This is a genomic window from Holdemanella sp. DFI.5.55, from assembly GCF_020593575.1.
Lineage (GTDB): Bacteria > Bacillota_I > Bacilli_A > Erysipelotrichales > Erysipelotrichaceae > Holdemanella > Holdemanella hominis.
Window position 1 is genome coordinate 1 of sequence record NZ_JAJDMK010000145.1, and the last position, 1,725, is coordinate 1,725.

Annotated in this window: 2 protein-coding genes; both read left to right on the forward strand. The window is 38.7% G+C overall.

The genetic code is table 11. The features are described 5' to 3' along the window. Positions 1 to 88 precede the first annotated feature (88 nt). On the forward strand, positions 89 to 1,126 hold the full coding sequence (locus LJE08_RS13395) for an IS1595-like element ISSag10 family transposase (RefSeq protein WP_227403499.1): 1,038 nt from the start codon (positions 89 to 91) through the stop codon (positions 1,124 to 1,126). Positions 1,127 to 1,149: 23 nt separating this feature from the next. Further along, positions 1,150 to 1,644, forward strand: a complete 495-nt coding sequence (gene lnu(C), locus LJE08_RS13400) for a lincosamide nucleotidyltransferase Lnu(C) (protein ID WP_019543803.1) — start codon at positions 1,150 to 1,152, stop codon at positions 1,642 to 1,644. Positions 1,645 to 1,725 lie beyond the last annotated feature (81 nt).

The window sequence follows — 1,725 nt, forward strand, 5'->3', positions numbered from 1 at the left end:
GGCTCTGTCACAACAAATGGTTGATTTTTGACGAGAAATAGCGTACAATAATAGTAAGAAACAGTACCACCGAAGGAGGTAATTGGATATGCCTACTATCAAAGACGCATTAGATATTATCGGTAAGTTGACTGTCGCAGAGCAGGAAAGCCTTAAAACAACGCTTTTAAGTCCTGCCTTTGTAAAGTCTTTGAATATTGAAGATTTCGTAGCAAAGGAACGCTTTGCAAATGGTCGTGTATGCCCTCTTTGTGGCTGTATCCATGTGGTTCGCAATGGTCATCGTAAAGATGGCACACAGCGATATGTATGTAAGGATTGTGGCAAGTCCTTCGTGATTGCTACGAACTCCATTGTGTCTGGTACAAGAAAAGACTTGTCCGTGTGGGAGCAGTACATTGATTGTATGATGAATGGCTTATCCATTCGTAAGACTGCTGTTGCTTGTGGGATTCACAGAAACACCGCATTCCTTTGGAGACACAAGATTTTGGATGCACTTCAGAATATGGCAGACGATGTTACCCTTGACGGCATTATTGAGGCTGACGAAACTTTTTTCGCCATCTCGTACAAGGGCAATCATAGCAAGAGTAAGACATTTGCTATGCCACGCAAGGCTCATAAGCGTGGTCATTCTACACATATCAGAGGCTTGTCCCAAGAAAAGGTATGTGTTCCTTGTGCGGTTAATAGGAATGGCTTGTCTATCTCCAAGATTACGAATACTGGTAGAGTTTCTACAAGAGATTTACATCATATTTATGATGGTAGGATTAAGACCAATTCCACTCTTGTTACGGACAAGATGAACTCCTATGTGAGATTTACAAATGCCAATGGCATTGACCTTGTGCAGTTAAAGACTGGCAAAGCCAAGAAAGGCATTTATAATATCCAACATATCAATAGCTACCATAGCCAGCTAAAGAGGTTTATGCGTGGCTTTAACGGTGTTTCTACCAAGTATCTGAACAACTATCTTGTGTGGAATAACCTTGTAAATTACGCCAAAGAAAGCGACATGGAGAAAAGGAACATCTTCTTAACTTTCGTTTTGGCAACATTGAAAACTGCTAAATGCAGAGATTTATCAAACAGACCAGCAGTTCCTCTGGTCGCCTAATTAGAATTTGTGGAGATGATAAGATGGTCAATATAACAGATGTAAAACAGATTCTTCAATTTGCAATAGATGCGGAGATTAAAGTCTTTCTTGATGGTGGCTGGGGTGTAGATGCTCTTCTTGGATATCAGTCAAGAGCCCATAATGATATTGACATTTTTGTAGAAAAGAACGATTATCAGAACTTTATAGAAATAATGAAAGCTAATGGCTTTTATGAGATTAAGATGGAATATACAACATTGAACCATACTGTATGGGAAGATTTGAAAAACAGAATTATTGATTTGCATTGTTTTGAATATACGGACGAAGGTGAAATTCTTTATGATGGGGATTGTTTTCCGGTAGAAACTTTTTCGGGTAAAGGAAGAATTGAGGAAATAGAGGTTTCCTGTATTGAACCATATAGTCAAGTAATGTTCCATCTGGGATACGAGTTTGATGAAAATGATGCCCATGATGTGAAGTTATTGTGTGAGACACTTCATATCGAAATTCCAAATGAGTATAGATAACTGCAAATAACAGTTTGTAGGGGAGTTCTGATACTCCCCTATAAAAATGGCTATTTATCAACTGTTTGTTGTGACATAGCC

Bases quoted from the DNA above. Each gene is read 5' to 3' on its own strand.
- LJE08_RS13395 (WP_227403499.1), top strand. From the start codon at position 89: ATGCCTACTATCAAAGACGCATTAGATATTATCGGTAAGTTGACTGTC.